Origin of the sequence: [Clostridium] aminophilum, from assembly GCF_900101295.1 — a bacterium.
In the GTDB taxonomy this organism is placed as follows: Bacteria; Bacillota; Clostridia; order Lachnospirales; family Lachnospiraceae; genus Clostridium_R; species Clostridium_R aminophilum_A.
In genome coordinates, this window is sequence record NZ_FOIL01000052.1 from 1 (window position 1) to 18,578 (window position 18,578).

The window sequence follows — 18,578 nt, forward strand, 5'->3', positions numbered from 1 at the left end:
CAGGAGTAAGCGGCAGAAAGCAGGCCGCTGAAATAGGCATCAGGAGTAAGCGGCAGAAAGCAGGCAACTGAAATAAACATCCGGGTATTAACAGGAAGGAAGAGCAATGGATAACTACAAAGAGCAGTTTATTGAATTTATGGTCGAGAGCAATGTTCTGAAATTTGGTGATTTCACGCTGAAGAGCGGCAGAAAGTCCCCGTTCTTCATGAACGCCGGCGCTTATGTTACCGGTTCGCAGCTGATGAAGCTCGGCGAATTCTATGCGAAAGCCATTCACGATACCTACGGTCTGGATTTTGACGTTCTGTTCGGGCCGGCTTACAAGGGGATTCCGCTTTCGGTTGCCACTGCAATGGCCATCAGCAGACTTTACGGAAAAGACGTCCGTTACTGTTCCAACCGTAAAGAAGTGAAGGATCACGGCGATACCGGAATTCTTCTCGGAAGCAAGCTTCAGGACGGAGACCGCGTGGTTATCATCGAGGATGTCACCACCTCCGGAAAATCCATCGAGGAGACCTTCCCGATCATCACCGGACAGGCGAAGATTGAGGTTAAGGGACTGATTGTTTCTCTGAACCGCATGGAACGCGGCAAGGGAACGAAATGTGCGCTGGATGAGATCAAAGATCTCTACGGTTTCCCGACCGCGGCGATCGTTACCATGAAGGACGTGGTGGATCGGCTCTACAACCGTGAGTGCATGGGCAAAGTTGTGATCGACGATACCATGAAGGCAGCAATTGACCGTTACTATGAGCAGTATGGCGCGGAAGCGTAATCCGGGAGCATACTGATTAAATCAGTGTCTCCTTAGAGTTTCCGGCAGATGGCATGGATTTTCAAAGGAGATTGCTGCATCACAGCGAAAATCCGGCCAGGGAGACGCTTTCATCAGCGTTTTCCGAACGAATCAGAAGGGAATGAAATTTATGGATAAGATGGAAAAAGTATACAAGACAATGGAAGGCGCAGGCATCATGGGCATTGTCGTCGGTTCGATCGTGATCGCAGTCGGCGTGACCTGCGGCACTCTCTCCATTATCAGCGGATCCCTGCTTCTCAAGAGAAAGAAGCACATCACATTCTGAGTATGATCAAAAAAAGAGAACTACACCAGAGGATCAGCTGGGCGCTGTTTTTCGCCTATCTGATCCTTCTGGTGTATATCATGTTTTTTTCGGACGCGCTTGGTCGGGGGCCGCACGAGGATTATTCCTATAATCTTGTTCCGCTGCGGGAAATCCGGCGGTTCTACGAATACAGGAAAACACTCGGCTTCGGCGCATTTTTCCTGAATACCTACGGCAATGTCATCTGCTTTCTGCCGTTTGGCTTTATTCTGCCGATTATTACGAAAATCGGGGAAAGCTGTTTTACAACGGTTCTCTTAAGTTTTATGCTCAGCCTCTCCATTGAAACGGCGCAGCTGGCCTTCAAGGTGGGCAGTTTTGATGTGGATGACATGATTCTGAATCTGCTCGGTGGCCTTGTGGGATATATCGCGGTATATACCCTGAAGATGCTGCTCGGCGTTCGGAGAAGAGCGGTGACCCGCAAGGAAGGGTGTGACAATGTTTAAAAAGAATACGCTCCGGCGCGGAAGAGACAACCGGATCTCGTATATCCGCGTGAAAATGGCTGAGAACGGATATATCAGTCTTGGAACCGCAGCGGCGGCACTCCTGTTCGCGGTGACCGGCATGACGGTCAGCGTGAAGAATCAGGGGAATACACCGGCCTGGGCGGTTTCCGTCTGTTTCACGAGTCTGGTTTTTTCGGTGGCTGCCCTGTTCTGGGGATGGCGCGCGCTGAAGGAAAAAGACAAGAATTATATTATGGCGAAAATCGGCATCGCTGTGGGCGGTGTGCTGGCGATCTTCTGGATTCTGCTCAGCCTTGTGGGACTGAGACTGTAGGATAAAGGAGATATGGTCTGCGTCATGGATGAAGCATGCCGCAGAATTCTGCATGGGCGGTCAGAGCCCATGGAAACCGATCAAAATACGGAAGGTTCATATGGAACTTTGGGATCTTTCGAGTGTTATGGTCTGGAAGGAGAACGGGAAAGGACAGAATGAGAAAAGGATTTTACGATTTGATTCGCGAGGACAATGAAGCCGTACGGGAGAGAGAGCAGCTGGCAGCGGGACGGATCCGCGAGATGGCGGAACAGGAACATTTTCCGGGAAATGAGACCCGGGGGAGTCTCTTCCGGCGGACCGCGGAGCTTCTTCTGATGGCGGAAGAGATCGCAGACCGGACGGCCTCTGGAGCGATGGATGCCATGGAGGAATCGGAGCTTGCGGAGTGGAATCGGAGATTATATGAGGATATCCTGCCGGAGAACTATGCCTGCAGCATGGCCAATCCGGATTACGCACAGAAGGTGTTCGGCGAAGAGCTCGGAAAAGAGATGGCGTTCTTTGCGGCGGAGATGCGCAATGCAATTCCGTATGCGTTTGAGAACCGCCGTATGGATCTGACCATCCTGATGGAGCTTTTCATCGAAGTCTGCAATTCTGTCATGGATACGGAAAGCGGAATCTCCGACGAAAAGCGGATCTCCAATGTTCGCAGCATCTTCTATTATTTTGAGTTTGACTACTGCGACCGCTTTGTGCCGGAACGTCTCCGGGAGACGCTGGATCCGGAAGCGGATTTTGCAAAGAAGATCATTATGGAGAGCGATCTGAACGATCTTTCCTATCTCTACCGGTTCGGCGAATATATCTCGGAGGCAGAGATCGAGACCGCAAAGTATCTGAATTCCCTGCCGGAAGAAAAGGTGCGCCGGATGGCGGATTACTGGTCGGACGGCTTCGCGAGAGGATTTGAAGTATCCCACCGCTCCTTTAAAGAAAAGAAGACGGTCATGCTCCGTTGGCATCTGGGATTCGAGCGGATCGTCCGCTATGCGGTGGAAAATTTCCGGGCCCTGGGCCTGGAGCCGATCATCCCGAGAGCGTCCTTCGGATCCATGAACCGGGCGGCTTCCGGAACGAACGGCTTCTACGGAACGCCGGCAAACCGCCAGTATATGTACGATCACCGGTCGGATGACGCGGAGTGGCTGGACAAGGCGGTAAAAGAGCGCAAGCTGGAAGTGATGCGGGGGGCTTACGAAGAGCTGAAAGACCTTGCCGCCGTCTATGCCGGACCGGCCGTGATGGAAACTTTCGGTGAGGACGGATTTGATCCGGCCACGAAGGACGGCGCCTGGGTGTACAGTGACCGGCAGAAAAAGCTGCGGACCCGCAGTGCCAGTGAGACCCGGATGCTGCAGAACCAGTTCATTCCGGAGGAGACCACCAGTTTCACCATTATCGCCTGGCCGATCCCGGAGATCGGAAAAGGCCGCGGCGGTCAGGAATTTTACAGCAAAATCTTCGACGAGACCATCGCCATCAACACGCTGGATCACGAGCTCTACCGCGGCGTGCAGCAGAAGATCATTGACTGTCTGGATGAGGCATCCTATGTTCTGGTCAAGGGAAAAGACGGCAATGAGACGGATCTTAGGATCGAGCTTCATCCGCTGGAGGACCGCAGGACACAGTCCGGTTTCGAGAACTGTCTGGCGGACGTCAACATTCCTCTGGGAGAAGTCTTCACCTCGCCGGTTTTGAAAGGGACCTCCGGCCTTCTTCACGTCGGAAAGGTGTACATCGACGAGTTCCAGTTCCGGGATCTCCGGATCCGTGTGGAGGACGGAAAAGCTGTGGAATATTCCTGCGGGAATTTTGAGACGGAGAAAGAGGGACATGACCTTGTGGAGCGCGTGATCATGAAGGATCACGATGTGCTTCCGATGGGAGAATTCGCCATCGGAACCAACACCACGGCCTACGCCGTGTCCGTAAAATACGGCATTGAGGACAAATTTCCAATTCTGATCGCGGAGAAGACGGGACCGCATTTTGCCTTCGGCGACACCTGCTACAGTTATATGGAGGACGTGAAGGTTCTGAATCCGGACGGCAGGGAAATGATCGCAAAGGACAACGAGATCTCCGCGCTTCGCACAACCGAACCGGAAAAGGCATATTTCGGCTGCCATACGGATATCACGCTTCCGTACCCGGAACTCGGCCTTCTCACCGCGGTCCGCGCAGACGGGACGAAGACTGATATCCTGCGAGACGGAAGATTCGTGCTTCCGGGAACAGAACTCCTGAATGAGGCGCTGGATCAGCTGAGGTGAGAATGGAAGAAATGGATAAGAAAACACGAAATGAAGCGATCGATGAGCTTACGCTTGCCCTTATATATCTGACAAGATTCTCAGATGGAGAGGGCAACCGCTATGATGAGATCGCATGGAAAAATTATGACTTTGATGCGATCGATCGTCTGGATGAGGAAAATCTTATCGTCAATCCGAAGAGGAAGCGGGGCGGCGGATACAAGTATGCCTACATGACGGAAAAGGGGCGGAGAAAAGCAAGGGAGATTCTTCACCAGTGGAATATCGAAGATGACGAAATCTATGAAAAGTTCGAGTTTCGCAGCATCAGACCGGAAGAAGCGAAAGAAGCTGCGGAAATTGAGAGGATCTGTTTTCCACCGAACGAAGCATGTTCAGAGAAACATATGACAGAGCGGATCAGCGTTGCTCCGGATCTGTTCTATGTTGCGATAGAAAAAGAAACCGGGAAGATGGCGGGATTTCTGAACGGCATTGCAACGGATGAGATGGTTTTCCGGGATGAATTCTTTACGGATGCATCCCTGCATAACCCGAAGGGGCGGAATATCATGCTGTTGGGGCTGGATGTGCTGCCGGAATTCCGAAAGATTGGCCTGGCAAGAGAAATCGTATGGAATTATTGCCGCAGGGAGGAAGAAAAAGAAAGGAAGCGGCTGGTTCTTACCAGCAACGAAAAAAAGGTAAAAATGTATCGGAAGTTCGGTTTCCGTGATCTTGGTGAATCTGCATCCGAGTGGGGCGGTGAAAAATGGCATGAGATGGATATTTTCCTGAATTGGTGATGTTCGGAATGCCTCAAAATTTATCAAACAGGTATTTCCCATAACGGCGGACGTATGGGAAATACCTGTTTTTCTTTCATATGAATTTACACAAAAAAACACTTGATTAATTGGAGAGGAAATTTCTCCGAAATTCTCTATGAAAGAAAAACGCTCCGCGAGGATGGGGGAGCCGAAGTCCGCTTGCGGACTTTATTCCGAGTGGAAAGACAGGAAATCGTATAGCAGGATTATCAGAAGGAACAGACCGAGACATATTAAGACATACAAAACATAAAACGAATAGAAAGATATAAAAGACATATATTACATATAATACATAAAATGAGGTAGAATACAGATTTGACAGAAATACAGATTTGACAGAAATGCAGATTTGGTATAAATACAGATTTTATATAAAAGATTCGGTTATGTATTGAGTCCTCTATTTTGAGTCTCATCTGCTGTATTCATGACAAGGCACTTTAGAAAAAGGCTAAATGTCCCCGATATCTAAAGTGATGACAGTATACCGGGCAACTCCGTGACACAAAAGTAGATCAGTCAAGCGCAAACCGGAGAAATCAGCAACGGTCAGACAATAGAATAAGCGATTGAAGAAAGAATGCACATTGCTGTGAGCGATAAGCCACTACGGCAGGTGCATTCCTTTTTTTGAAAAAAGGTTTTCCATAAATTCTTGATAACGACACATTCTGTCTAGTTCATTTGGTATCTTTGCGGTATCAAGACCTATTTGAAACGATTGTTGACAAGATTAAATCAAGGAGGAAAATTCAATGATCAATGAAACACTGGGATCTGTAATTCAGGATAGTATGAAATTGTTATCTGGAGAGAATCAAAACATTGAAAAGGAAGTCGATGTTGAAGTAAACGAAAAACACAAGAAAGAACGTAAAAGCATTTATGATTTGCTTGAAGAAGAAATAATGGCACTGGATATTTCAGATGCCGAAAAGGCAAAGCGGTTATCCAGGCTGATTAAAGTTAGAAATAAGACAGTAAATATCATGCTAACCGGAGCAACCGGAGCAGGAAAGAGCTCAACAATCAATGCGATATTTAATATGGATGTTGCAAAAGTCGGTGTTGGAGTAGATCCGGAGACATCTGTCATCGAAAAGTTTGAAATGGATAATCTTGTTGTTTGGGATACACCTGGTTTGGGTGATGGGGTTAGCGATGAAAGCATCAGCCGTGCCATTCTTGAGAAATTAAACGAACTTGATGAAGAAGGAAATCCACTGATTGATCTTGTAGTAGTAATTATGGATGCATCTTCAAAAGATCTTGGAACGTCATATAATCTCATCAACAGTATTTTAATTCCAGCCTTGGGAGATGATGCGAAAGAACGTATTCTTATTGCATTAAACCAGGCCGATGTTGCAATGAAAGGGAATCATTGGAATGAGGAAGAAAATGCACCGGATGAAGTTTTAAGAGAGTTTCTGAAAAAGAAAGCAGATTCTATTATGAATCGTGTATTGGCTGCAACTGGATTGAGGATTCGTCCTATTTTCTATTGTGCCGGTTATAAGGAAGAGGGAGGAGAACAGCGTAAACCGTACAATTTAACAAAACTTCTTTACTATATCATCAAGGCAGTTCCAAAAAGTAAGAGGATAGCACTTGCAGATAATATCAACGATGAGGATGATCACTGGCTTCACGATGATGATGAGTGTGATTATAAAGAAAACATTAGACTTAGCTTCGAAGACTCCGTGTGGGATTGTATTTCCGATGGTATTGATAAAGGAACGGAAATTGGAGGTAAACTTCTGGGAATTCCTGGAATAATAATTGGCGCCACGGTAGGCGCTGCAGCTGGCACAATAAAAGGAGTGTTTGGGTTAATTTTTGGATAATTGTTAATAATGTGATCGTAAATACATAATTTTTATGCCAATTATTGACGATATTTCTGTTAGGATTAAAATAATAGTAGATATTTTTTGTTAATGATGAGAGTCCATAAAAACCAAACAGTATTGCGCTTGCAAGATGAAATGTGACAATCAGTCATATTAAGGTTATTATGAGCGACATTGTGAGTGCGACAGCATTTCATAATGTCGCTTTTTGCGTTGACGCAAGGATAAAAAGAAGAGTAGAGGCGATTATGAAGCGACAGAATAAAGATAAAATCGAACGCATTTTAGGACTCTATTCCAAACTGATGAATGGATACATTATCAATAAGGCCGAAGTGTCCGTTAATTATGGTGTGAATGAGAGAAGTATTCAAAGGGACATAGAGGATATTCGGAATTTTTTGGATAGCGAATCCGTTGAGACTGGGGTTATGAACACCGTAATCTATGATAGGGCTGAAAAGGGATATCGTTTGAAACAGATTTATAATCGGAAGCTTTCTAACAGCGAAATTCTGGCGATTTGTAAAATATTGCTGGACAGCAGAGCATTTACCAAAAACGAAATGATGGAAATGCTTTCCAAACTGATTGATGGTTGTGTCCCAAGAGTAAACATCAAAGCTGTAAAAGATTTAATCAAAAATGAGGAATTCCACTATGTTGAGTTGCAGCATCGATCAGTATTTATCGATAAGATGTGGGATCTTGGCAAAGCGATTCGGGGAAAACATTATGTTGAAATCAGCTATCAGCGTTTAAAGGATAAGGCTGTTGTAAAACGAAAGGTAAAGCCGGTAGCATTGATGTTTTCAGAGTTTTATTTTTATTTGGCCGCATTTATTGAAAATGAAGAAGTAAAAGCAGACTTTGATATTTTAAATGATTCGTATCCAACGATATATCGTGTTGACAGAGTAAAGAAATATAAGGTTTTAGAAGAACGCTTCCATATCCCCTACGCTAATCGATTTGAAGAAGGTGAACTCAGGAAGAGAATTCAGTTCATGTATGGTGGAAAACTTCAAAAGGTTCGTTTTACATACAGTGGTTGTTCTGTTGAGGCGGTTCTTGACCGGCTTCCCACTGCAGTAATTGAGAGCGAGAAGGACGGAGTGTATACGATTTCAGCAGAAGTTTTTGGTAAAGGAATCGAAATGTGGCTTAGGAGCCAGGGAGAGATGGTCAAGGTTATAGAGATGCGATGATATATCTAAAAAAAAATATAGAAGGAGAGACAGTATGATCCCTGCGATAATTGAGAAATTGTTTTGGAATTTTTGGGATTCGGATACGGAGTATCAAATTGAAGAAAATCTTAGAGATACGTCAACTGCAATAAGAGTGGCTAAGGCAACAATAACAAGAACGTCTAATAATTATAGAGAAGCTGTGATTAAGTTGTTTGAGCAAAGGAAAAACATTTATGAAACAACTTTGACCAAATTTGCAGCAACATCGGAGAAAATCGTTTTAAAAGAAAGAGAGTTTAATCAAGAAAAGTTTCTGAAATTATACAAGACGAAGATTGATCCTGTGTGCATGGAAGTTAATCTAAGTCTTAGGGAAAAGAATTCTGGAGGGCTCTTAGAATTGATGGTGCCAGGGGGGGCGACAATAAAGCATTTTCAACTAAAAAGAAGACTCAAAGAAAGCGAATCCGATTTATATGAAGCCGAAGCAGAAAAGGAAGAAATAAAAATTCAATGCGCAAAAGTCAGAGCCGTAACAAAGGAATTAAAAGCATTCTATCTGGTGATTGATACTCTGCAAAAACTAACGGATAAGTTGATTGATCAAGTTAATTTGATTATTGACGAAAAAGGGAGCGATCCATCAGCGTACACAGAAGAAGATTGGGATACCCTTATGCATATGTTTAATTTTGGAAAAGCTTTAAATGATATAACAAAAACGGATGTATTTAATAAAAATGGTGGCATAAATAGCTGGTTTTCTCGTTATATGAAGGCCGGGAGGGAACTATTGCCAAGTAAAAAATCAAACAGAAAAAACAAATAAATTGGATTTAACATTAAAGGATAGATGGAATGACGGATAATGATTTTCTGGATTATGACGTTGAAAAATTAGACGACGAGGAAATTAAAACAAAAAAAGAAAAAACAAATGTTGCTGTTGAATATGCTGAGAGGAAGAGCCTTGAACATATTCCTGATAGGAGTTATCAGGAAAAGTATAATGCTAAGAAAAATCGAAAAGAAATTGACGATCCAAATAAGAGAAAAAAACACAAAGAAAAGACATTCGGAAATAAGAAAACAACGAAAGATCCTTATACCGGAGAAACAATCCATTCAAGTTCTAAAGCAGCTCAAAAAAAGTACAAGTCAAAGGCTGGAAGGCATTCTGCACAAACGGATCATACTGTTCCCTGTGAACAGGTTTGGAACAGGAACAAAAACAATCCTTTTCTGCATAAAGAGGATTTAAAGGAAATAGCCAATGTTCGTGCAAATTATAAGCAAATCAATCAGAAAACAAATCAGGAAAAGGGAGGGAAAACCAATTATGAGTATGTTAAAGAGAAACTGAAAAAGGGAGAAATTACCAACGACCAGGCTAGAAAAATGTTGGTTGAGGGTGCAAAGGCAGAGGTGGCGGTAGGGTTAAAAACTGCCGAACTGACGTCAAAGAGAGCCAATGAAATGGGCATTGCATCGGGAAAGGAAGCTGCAAAAGACGCTATCATTTATTCTTCACTTGAACACGGAAAAAACGTTTTTTTGGGTGAAGAAGACATAGGCGATGCGACTTTAGGGATTGCGGTAGATACTGCTGAAACATTTGCCCGTGCATACGCGGAGTCAATTGTTTATTCTTCAGCAGAAGGAAGTTCAAGAGAAGTCGCAGATTTTATACAGAAAATTGGTGAGAGATCTTCAAATAGATTCATTAACGAGATCAGCCAAAAGGCATCAGACAGTATTCTCGAAAACTGCACGGCTGAGAATTTTGGGAAAACGGCAGTTGTAGTTAACAAAATATGGGGATGTCTTGATAGGAATTTAAATGGTGAGATAGATGATGAAGAATTGGTGAATTCTCTTGCGGAAGCTGGTATTGAAATGGCAGCTGGTGAGATTGGTGAAATGGCCAGTCAATATGTTGTGAATGAGCTTGGGCAAAAGGTTGGTCAATATATTGGTGGAACGGCTGGCTCGACTCTGGGACCTGTTGGTACAGCTGTTGGTACTCTTGTGGGGAAAGCTGTTGGATGGGTTGTAACAACTGTCGTGTGTGCATGCTTGAAGGCGGCACGAAATAAAGCATTGGGAGAAGAGTACAAACGCAAGGCAAGGGAGTTTAAGGCAATAGCAGAAAGGAATCGTCTGTATAGGATTGAACTTGAGAATAGTCTGAATCAAATCAACGAAACCCATCGGCAGCAGTTTCACTATATTTTTGAAGAAATGCATGATGGTATTGTAAACAATAATTCAGAACAGGTTACGGAATCGTTGAAAGCGCTGTGCGATAATTTTGGTGTTAAAGTGGCATTTGAAAACGAAACCAGTTTTAAGAAGTTCATGTATGATCCAAAGGCGAAACTTATTCTTTAGAAATATGGTGGAACAAAATCCGGAATTATAATCAGTCTATATTATTTTGCTATCAGCTTATGTTGCGACTCGATTAACTAGATATTACATACGAAATTAGCGTGTCATTGTAACGCTTTGTAAAAAAAATGGATGATAATAAAAAGAAAGAACAAAAATCGGAAGATATTTTGAACGCCGGAATTGCGGGCGCGTCATATGAAACGGTTCAACGTTATGGAGATGCAGCAAAACAGCATTATGTTGCCCATTCTGGGGTGGATAATGAACTTGGAAAAAAATTAGCTAAGGGTTTAAAACAGATTTCAGAAGAGAAAGTTAACCCTGATTATGAATACCAGAATATTCATCAGCAAGCAGGATTTGCGGCAGAGGTGAAGGATGTAGCAAGGAAAAACGCTGAGAAAATAATAAAAGGTGATTCTTCCAGAAAAGTTCGAACGGATGATCTTGGCAGGGTTAATGATCCACTCTATGATACTGTTACGGTCGATTCAAAAGGCAATATAATTGAAGGGACTGGTGCACAAATGAAATTTCTTGGTGCATCAGAAAGTGATCCGTCTGGTGAAGGAAATGCGGCAAGAGCACTTGAAAAGCTTCAGTCAAAGAAATTTCAAAAATATTTGGACGCTGATGTAAAAATAGACGTTCCGTCTGATCAATATGACAGAATTATTCAAGAAGCTGATAATAAGATTGAGGCTCTTTCAAAACAGCTGGAAAGTCAAAAACAGGCCGGAAACACTGAGCAAGCCCAAAAACTTCAGGAACGTATTGATAAACTGAAGAAGATCAAAAAGAATTTGAGAAAAAGTACGGTTTCCAGTGCTGAAGCTGTATTTGCAAGACAACATCCAGGTTTATCGACTGCTATTGACGTTGCAAAACTGTCTCATAGAGCAGGGATACAAACTGCGAAATCATCAGCCTTAATAGGTGGTAGTTTCTCTATTGTTAGAAATCTAGTTTCTGTATATAAAGGTGAAGAAGAACCTGAGGAGGCAATAAAAAATGTAGCCAAAGATACTGCTACTACTGCAGCAGTTGGTTATGGAACAGGGTTTGCGGGTACGGCAATAAAAGGCGCTATGCAAAACGCTGGATCAGAATATGTGCGTGCGTTGTCAAAGACAAATATTGCGGGAACGATTGTAGCTGCCACAGTGTCAGTAACCAAAACAATGTCTAGATATTTCAAAGGTGAGATAGACGGCGTTGAGTGTATGGAAACGTTGGGCGAACAAGGGACGGGAATGATATCATCGGCTATGTTTGCAGCGATTGGCCAAACAGCTATTCCTATTCCTATTGTAGGCGGTCTTATAGGAGGAATGGTGGGATATGCAATATCTTCTGCAACCTATGGAATTCTTATGGAATCATTGAAGGAGGCTAAGTTAGCTAAAGAAGAGCGTGATCAAATTGAACGAGCCTGCGAAGAACATATTAGAATGATCCGACAATATAGAGCGGAAATGGACAAGATTATTAATGATTACTTAATCGATTCTATGGATTTATTTAGGGAATCCTTTTCTGGAATTAAAAATGCCCTTGCAATTGGTGATGTTGACTGGTTTATCGATAGTGCTAACACAATTACAGAGAATTTTGGAGGTAACGTAGCGTTTTCGAGTATGGATGAATTCAACAATAAAATGTTGAACGGAAGTTCTTTCAAAATATGAGGAGGTATGCTGATGTTTTTTGATTTGGATTTACACAAAACACGAGAAGCAATGCTTTATTATCTTTACATGATGTCAGATGGGGCAATTTCATATAGTGAAGAAAAGCTATTTGATGAAATATGTAAAGAACTTGAACTCGATGAGGAAGGAAAACGATTTGCTGTTGATAAAAGCAAGGAGGTTGCTAAAGATCCTAAAGATGCGTTTAATACTATACTGAGTGAAAGACTTGATGAACAAGTTGGCCATGAATGGTTTGGGCTTGGAAGCAAATCCACATTAGCAAGAGTTATATGGAATTTAGTGAATTTAGGATATGCAGATACTTGTTACTCCGACGAAGAAAAAAAGATAGTTAATCATTTGGTCGAGAAATGGGAAATTGACAAAGGGATCTATCAGGAAATGGTTGATACAGCGGATACAATGCTCGCTTTGACTAAGCAAAAGGAGTGGATGATTTCAACGTTTCCAAATGGTAGAGAACGTGATGATAAAGAGAAGAGAATCGACTCGGAAATTCATACGATGCTTTCGGATATTAAACTTACGATTGAAGAAATGACCATGTAAAGGAGGATGATTATATGCCTATTCCGTTATTGTTTATTGGTGTGGCTGCAGTAACAGGTGCAGTCGGTATTGGCAAATCTGTCAAAGCAGGAATTGATCAAAAAGATGCTGACGATACGAATGAGATGGCTGATGATATTATAAAAAGAGCATCAAATAAAATTGAAACGTGTCGTAAAAACTGTGGGGCAGCCATTGATAATTTGGGATCTTGTAAGGTTAGTGTGTTAGATAATAGTGTAAAACCCTTTATAGTTGAGTTTGAAAAATTGAACCATGTTGAATTGTCAGATTCTCAGGGGTTAAACGAACTTCAAAAAATGGTTTTAGATAAAAAAGGTTTTACGGAACTGAAGGAATTGCAATCTATGGCTACTTCTATGGTGGGGGGATTGGCATCGGGGGCAATGGCAGGAGCCATTACGGCTTTTGGTGCATATGGAGCTGCAGGAGTTTTGGCTACAGCATCAACAGGCACAGCTATAGCATCGCTGAGCGGAGCAGCTGCTACAAATGCTACATTGGCCTTCTTTGGCGGAGGATCCTTGGCGGCAGGTGGACTCGGAATGGCAGGAGGCATGGCTGTATTAGGAGGATTGGTAGCTGGGCCAGCATTAGCGGTTTTGGGCTGTGTGGTAGGCGCAAAAGCTTCTGCAAACAAAGATAAGGCGTACTCAAACCTCGCAAAGGCGAGAGAATTTAGAGAGGAAATTGACACTGCATCGTCACTTTGTATGGGGATACGTAGGAGAGCAAATATGTTCAACAGATTTTTGTTATCCCTAAATTCTGTCTTTGAGCCGCTAATATATGAAATGGGTGAGATTATAAAAAAACGTGGGACTGATTTTAGGAATTTCAATGAAAGTGAAAGAAACACAGTTGCCGAAGCTTTGGCGATGGCTGGTGCGATAAAATCTATATTGGATACGCCTATATTGAATGATGATGGCAGTTTAGCTCCAGGATCCGAAAAGATAGTTGAAATAACGAAGGCTAAACTTGGGAGGGAAGTATAAAGACTGTTAAGACAAACGAAAAGCTCGATATGTTTCCTTGTATAAAGTGTGGAGTCTGTTGCAAAAATATTAATAAAATTCATGAACTAAAAGACTATGACACAGGAAATGGTACTTGCGTTCATTTGACAGAGGACAACTTGTGTGATATCTATGCGGAACGTCCAGACTTATGTAATGTGGAAAAAATGTTTGAACAGTTCAAAGATAAAATGTCAAAGGATGAGTACTATCGTTTGAACGTGGAGATGTGTAAAAAACTGCAAGAAGAGTATAACAAAAGAATCAGTGACGGATAGCAAAAGGGGACCGGAAATTTTTCCGGTTCTCTTAACTATACGAGAGTATGAAATAATTTCTGTAGATAGCTTCTATGATGTTAGGAGTCGAGCCTGTGACCACGTTCGATGTTGGCTGGCGTTTATCTTATTGTATGTGTCGGGAAATGGTATCTTATATGATACGGTTTTTTTTCTTTTAACTTATCGGAGTTTTGCTGATTTTGGAAATTATCGTGCGGCGCAAATGCAACGAAAAAAGTTACGTTGCATTTGCGCCGCTTTTATTTTTGAGAAAGTGAAATAATGACACGAAAATGAACTAAAAATATTGAAAAAATGACATTTTTAAAATAAAATCATATTGAAAAAATGCAACGATCCTTAATTCTATTATAAGAGGTCATTATATGTTTAGAAGGAAAGTATATGAAGAACTCGTGGATTGGAAAAAAAACTATGCGCCAAAATACGCGGCGTTGCTTGAAGGTGCAAGACGTGTCGGAAAATCCACTGTAGCCGAAGAATTTGCTAAGGAAAACTATAGAACCTACATAAAGGTTGACTTCGCAAACATTACAAAAGAGCTTTTGGATGTTTTTGGTGATATAGCCAATCAAAAAGTGTTTTTTTTGCGACTGCAGGCAGTGACGGGGATTACATTATACCCAAGGGAATCTGTAATCATTTTTGATGAAATCCAGCGTCAGCCAATTGTTCGGCAGGCAATAAAATACTTGGTTGCAGATGGCACTTATGATTATATTGAAACCGGTTCACTGATCAGTATAAAGAAAAATGTTAAGGACATTGTTATTCCTTCCGAAGAACATAAAATTTCGGTTTATCCGATGGATTATGAAGAGTTTATGTGGGCAATCGGAAATAATACTTATCCGCTACTTCGTGATTTATATAAGCTGGATTCAGAAGTTGGAAATGGAACAAACAGAAAGCTTATGAAGGATTTCAGAATATACATGGCTGTTGGTGGAATGCCACAGGCTGTGGAAGCTTATGTTAATGGAAAAAACTTTTCTGAAATCGACAGGGTGAAAAGGGACATAATTGATCTATATATCGATGATTTTAAAAAAATAGATAGCTCGGGGCTTATTGGCAGAATGTATGAATCAATCCCCAGCCAGTTGGCTACAAATAAGAAGAGATACATGATCTCAAAGGCAACAGGGAAACGGAAGACCAAAAAGGATGTAGAAAGAATGTCAGACCTGCTGGATTCAAAGACGGTGATTCCGTGCTATAACACATATAATCCCAGCATAGCATTAGCTCAGTCCAGAGATGAGGATACTTTTAAACTATATCTGTCGGATATTGGGTTATTTACAACAATGATTTTCAAGGCATCTCCTAAGACAGACGAAAATGTTTACACAAAACTTCTAGGCGACAAGCTGCCGGCTGATTTGGGATATCTCTACGAAAATGCAGTGGCACAGATGATTACCGCTACAAACAGATCGGCTTTTTATCATACATGGAATAAAGAAAACAGTACACATTCTTATGAAGTTGATTTCCTGCTTCAGGATAAGACAAAACTGCTCCCGTTGGAAGTGAAATCGTCGGCAATAAAAAAGCACGAGTCTATTGATGCATTTTGTAAGAAGTATTCTAAATACGTTTCACGATCAATACTTCTTTCTCAAAAAGATGTCGGGAAGGATAATAACTTAAAACTAAAGCCAATTTATATGCTCCCTTTTATAATCGAAGAATTATAAGGTGACGACCGTTTTACTTTTTTGCTACATTTTGCGAAATGATGATAAAATGTTCGCCAGTATTTGCTTTCGAATGCAGGATGTTTGCCTTGTGCGCGGAGGATAACAAGTAAAAATATCGTAATTGGAAAAGAATCGGGGTTATAGTATAATTTAACGGGTTTATTATGAATACTTTAAGGAGATAAAAATATCATGAAAATATTATCGGTGGGAATTCCGTGCTACAACTCGGCAGAGTACATGAGACATTGTATCGAATCCCTTCTGCCGGCGGGAGACGAGATTGAGATCCTGATCGTGGACGACGGTTCACAGAAGGACAACACGCTGGAGATCGCGCAGGAGTATGAGAGAAATTATCCGGGAATCTGCCGTGCGATTCATCAGGAAAACGGCGGACACGGAGAGGCCGTCAACACGGGACTGAAGAACGCGACCGGCGTATTCTACAAGGTTGTGGACAGCGATGACTGGGTTGATCACGATTCGCTGATGAAGGTGATGGATACGCTTCGCCGCTTCGTGCAGCAGAACCAGACGCTGGATATGCTGATCTGCAATTTCGTCTACGAGAAGCAGGGAGCGGCCCGCAAGAAGGTCATGAATTACCGCTCCGCCTTCCCGATCGAGCAGCTCTTTACCTGGGAAGACGTCAAGCATTTCCATCTGGGACAGTATATCCTGATGCATTCGGTGATCTACCGCGTGCAGATGCTGCGCGAGGCTGAACTGGAGCTTCCGAAGCACACCTTCTATGTCGACAATATTTTCGTATATCAGCCGCTTCCGCATGTGAAGAGCATGTACTATCTGGATGTCAATTTCTACCGCTATTTCATCGGCCGTGATGATCAGTCCGTCAATGAGCAGGTCATGATCGGAAGAATTGACCAGCAGTATCTGGTAACCCGGCTGATGATGAGTTATTACGATGTCACAAAAGTTCAGCCGGAGAAACTCCGGAATTACATGACCCGTTATCTGGAGATCATGATGACGGTGTGCTCGATTCTGGCGATCCGCTCCGGCACTCCGGAGAACCTTCAGAAGAAAAAAGAACTGTGGCAGGAACTCCGGGAGAAAAATCTGCGCCTGTGGCTCCGCCTCCGTTGGGGATTTCTTGGACAGGGAATGAATATTCCGGGAAAGAGCGGCCGCAAAGTGTCGTCTGCGGCGTACAAAATCGCACAAAAATTCTACGGTTTTAACTAAAATTGCTTTTTAGCATTAAAGCGTTAGAATTTCTGTTTTCATTTTCCATAAATCGTGGTAATATATGTATTAAATCATGCAACAGCGTATTTAATAAAATTCATTACCTTTCAATTAAGGGGGAAAAGTATGAACAGTCTGAAGAACGCTTTATGCGGAATGGCCGACCGTTACAACAGTGTGAGCCTGATTGTCAGGATCGCCTGCGGACTGGTGATCGGCGCAATTCTCGCACTGGTATTTCCGAGCGCATCCTGGATTTCCGAGTTTGGTACCATTTTCGTCGGCGCGCTGAAAGCGATCGCACCGGTACTGGTGTTTGTGATCGTGGCAGGTGCACTGGCGCAGGGATCATCCAAACTGGACAGAAGATTCGGGACCGTGATTTTTCTGTATCTTCTGACCACGTTTATGGCATCGGTGCTCTCGGTTTTTACGAGTGTGCTTTTTCCGGTGAAAATTATTCTCGGCGATGCGGCAGAGTCGGAAGTGATTCCGCAGGGACTCGGTGAGGTTCTGGATACGCTTCTTCGCAACATTGTGGCAAACCCGATCGGTTCCATCGTGAACGGAAACTATATCGGAATTCTGCTCTGGGCTTGCCTCTTCGGCCTTGCGATGAAGGGCATCGGCTCGCAGACAACGAAACAGTTTATGTTGGATGTCTCGGACGCGATATCGCAGATTGTCCGCTGGGTCATCAACATGGCGCCGTTCGGTATTATGGGTCTGGTGTACACCAATGTAGCCGAGAACGGTCTGGCAATCTTTACGCAGTACGGAAAACTGCTGATTCTTCTGGTGGGCACCATGCTTCTGATGGCGCTGGTTGTCTCTCCGCTGGTGGCCTTTGTCTTTATCGGAAGAAATCCGTATCCGCTGGTATTCCGGTGTCTGAAAGAGTCCGGTATCACGGCATTTTTTACCAGAAGTTCGGCAGCGAACATTCCGGTCAATATGGCACTGTGTGATCAGCTCGGTCTGGACAAGGACTTCTATTCTGTGTCCATCCCGCTGGGTGCGACGATCAACATGGACGGTGCGGCGATCACCATCACGATCATGACCCTTGCCACCTGTAATACACTCGGAATGCAGGTATCCATTCCGGCGGCCATCCTGCTCTCGCTGATGAGTGCGCTGGGTGCCTGCGGCGCTTCCGGTGTGGCCGGCGGATCGCTTCTGCTGATCCCGATGGCTTGCTCCCTGTTCGGTATCTCCAATGATATCGCGATGCAGGTGGTCGGCGTCGGATTCATCATCGGCGTGATTCAGGACTCTGTGGAGACGGCGCTGAATTCTTCCGGTGACTGCATGTTTACTGCCATCGCGGAGTTTCACGAGTGGATCAAGGAAGGAAAAGAACTTCCGGATTTCATGGGTTCTTCGAAAAAGTAAGAGGATGTTCCGGAGAAAAAACGGACAGATTCAGAACTGTTATGGTTCGGTGATATGAGAATGAATTGAAAAAGCTGAGGTTCCCGGTCGGAGCCTCAGCTTTTCTCTTTTTTCATAGCTTCCTGTAACATTTAAAGTGTGAATTTGTAGAAACAGAAAGATACCTCAGTTAAACTGTAATTGCTGACCCT

Annotated in this window: 17 protein-coding genes; all 17 read left to right on the forward strand. The window is 43.3% G+C overall.

Annotated elements, in window-relative coordinates; translation table 11 throughout:
* The first annotated feature begins 106 nt into the window (after positions 1–106).
* The 17 genes from pyrE to sstT all read left to right on the forward strand — a co-directional run bounded on the left by pyrE (position 107) and on the right by sstT (position 18,387).
* Positions 107–784: an orotate phosphoribosyltransferase gene (gene pyrE, locus BMW41_RS11615; protein WP_074650224.1), complete on the forward strand. Its 678-nt coding sequence runs from the start codon at positions 107–109 to the stop codon at positions 782–784.
* A 151-nt stretch (positions 785–935) separates the two neighbouring features.
* A complete protein-coding gene (locus tag BMW41_RS14640) occupies positions 936–1,094 on the forward strand; it encodes a hypothetical protein (RefSeq protein ID WP_177171233.1) in 159 nt (52 codons plus the stop codon).
* A gap of 2 nt (positions 1,095–1,096) precedes the next feature.
* Complete coding sequence (locus BMW41_RS11620) at positions 1,097–1,585, forward strand: VanZ family protein (RefSeq protein ID WP_074650225.1); 489 nt, start codon at positions 1,097–1,099, stop codon at positions 1,583–1,585.
* Positions 1,578–1,922: a hypothetical protein gene (locus BMW41_RS11625; protein ID WP_074650226.1), complete on the forward strand. Its 345-nt coding sequence runs from the start codon at positions 1,578–1,580 to the stop codon at positions 1,920–1,922. Before BMW41_RS11620 ends, BMW41_RS11625 begins: the two co-directional genes overlap by 8 nt.
* 158 nt (positions 1,923–2,080) lie before the next feature.
* Positions 2,081–4,207: an aminopeptidase gene (locus BMW41_RS11630; protein ID WP_074650227.1), complete on the forward strand. Its 2,127-nt coding sequence runs from the start codon at positions 2,081–2,083 to the stop codon at positions 4,205–4,207.
* 11 nt (positions 4,208–4,218) lie between these two features.
* Positions 4,219–4,995 carry a DUF6429 family protein gene (locus tag BMW41_RS11635; protein WP_330386991.1) on the forward strand — a complete coding sequence of 259 codons (777 nt, stop codon included), beginning with the start codon at positions 4,219–4,221 and terminating at the stop codon, positions 4,993–4,995.
* A gap of 782 nt (positions 4,996–5,777) precedes the next feature.
* Positions 5,778–6,872, forward strand: a complete 1,095-nt coding sequence (locus BMW41_RS11640; RefSeq protein ID WP_083378946.1) for a GTPase family protein — start codon at positions 5,778–5,780, stop codon at positions 6,870–6,872.
* Positions 6,873–7,126: 254 nt separating this feature from the next.
* Complete coding sequence (locus BMW41_RS11645) at positions 7,127–8,086, forward strand: helix-turn-helix transcriptional regulator (protein ID WP_074650239.1); 960 nt, start codon at positions 7,127–7,129, stop codon at positions 8,084–8,086.
* Between the two features lie 34 nt (positions 8,087–8,120).
* Complete coding sequence (locus BMW41_RS11650) at positions 8,121–8,900, forward strand: hypothetical protein (protein WP_074650228.1); 780 nt, start codon at positions 8,121–8,123, stop codon at positions 8,898–8,900.
* A 29-nt stretch (positions 8,901–8,929) separates the two neighbouring features.
* Complete coding sequence (locus BMW41_RS11655; protein ID WP_074650229.1) at positions 8,930–10,462, forward strand: hypothetical protein; 1,533 nt, start codon at positions 8,930–8,932, stop codon at positions 10,460–10,462.
* A gap of 128 nt (positions 10,463–10,590) precedes the next feature.
* Positions 10,591–12,153, forward strand: a complete 1,563-nt coding sequence (locus tag BMW41_RS11660) for a magnetosome protein MamC family protein (protein ID WP_074650230.1) — start codon at positions 10,591–10,593, stop codon at positions 12,151–12,153.
* 12 nt (positions 12,154–12,165) lie between these two features.
* The gene (locus BMW41_RS11665) at positions 12,166–12,729 is read left to right on the forward strand and encodes a hypothetical protein (RefSeq protein WP_074650231.1); all 564 of its coding nucleotides are present in this window, start codon (positions 12,166–12,168) and stop codon (positions 12,727–12,729) included.
* A 14-nt stretch (positions 12,730–12,743) separates the two neighbouring features.
* Positions 12,744–13,748, forward strand: a complete 1,005-nt coding sequence (locus BMW41_RS11670) for a hypothetical protein (protein ID WP_074650232.1) — start codon at positions 12,744–12,746, stop codon at positions 13,746–13,748.
* Between the two features lie 29 nt (positions 13,749–13,777).
* Entirely contained in the window at positions 13,778–14,047 is a 270-nt protein-coding gene (locus tag BMW41_RS15440; protein ID WP_074650233.1) for a YkgJ family cysteine cluster protein, read from the forward strand.
* A gap of 389 nt (positions 14,048–14,436) precedes the next feature.
* Positions 14,437–15,774 carry an ATP-binding protein gene (locus BMW41_RS11680; RefSeq protein WP_074650234.1) on the forward strand — a complete coding sequence of 446 codons (1,338 nt, stop codon included), beginning with the start codon at positions 14,437–14,439 and terminating at the stop codon, positions 15,772–15,774.
* 195 nt (positions 15,775–15,969) lie between these two features.
* Positions 15,970–16,989: a glycosyltransferase family 2 protein gene (locus BMW41_RS11685; RefSeq protein ID WP_074650235.1), complete on the forward strand. Its 1,020-nt coding sequence runs from the start codon at positions 15,970–15,972 to the stop codon at positions 16,987–16,989.
* Between the two features lie 129 nt (positions 16,990–17,118).
* Complete coding sequence (gene sstT, locus BMW41_RS11690; protein WP_074650236.1) at positions 17,119–18,387, forward strand: serine/threonine transporter SstT; 1,269 nt, start codon at positions 17,119–17,121, stop codon at positions 18,385–18,387.
* The last annotated feature ends 191 nt before the right edge of the window (positions 18,388–18,578 follow it).